We start from the raw sequence: 506 nt of genomic DNA on the forward strand, positions 1-506 counted from the left end.
TATCGACAAGGTATTCACTGTCTATAACTTCATACACTTCACTTAATAATTTGTTATGTTGAATGTTCAAATTTATAAATGTGTTGTTTAAATCATCGTACAAAGCTTTCTCACGTGTAACTGCGCCAATATCATCAGCTTTTTCGGCAGTCGCATTTATCCACTGTCCGTTCCAGTATCTACGTAACACTGCTACTTTAGGATTACTAGTGTCTAACCACAACATATCATTGACTGGATTTTCCGGCGCATCTTGCGACTTAATAATTTTCTTTTCGAAATACTGTAATTGACTGTTAGTCTCCCTAACAATAGTATTCACATTGCTGAAGTTATCATTTAAGCGATTACTTCAGCTTCTAAATACAACGGAGGCGTAAAATCTCTATCTTTTATACGTACCATATCGCCAATATGAACAATTTCATGCGGTTGATATGTTTTAATATCTAGAGATGTTACTTCATAACTGATTTTTTCTTTTTTACGTTTGTTCAATTCAGTTG

Annotated in this window: 1 pseudogene; it reads right to left on the reverse strand. The window is 33.8% G+C overall.

From position 1 onward, the window contains the following. Window positions 1-506: pseudogene (locus HMPREF3270_RS13555) on the reverse strand (phage tail spike protein); the annotation flags it as partial.

Source organism: Staphylococcus sp. HMSC65H10 (genome assembly GCF_001839185.1).
Classification (GTDB): domain Bacteria; phylum Bacillota; class Bacilli; order Staphylococcales; family Staphylococcaceae; genus Staphylococcus; species Staphylococcus simulans.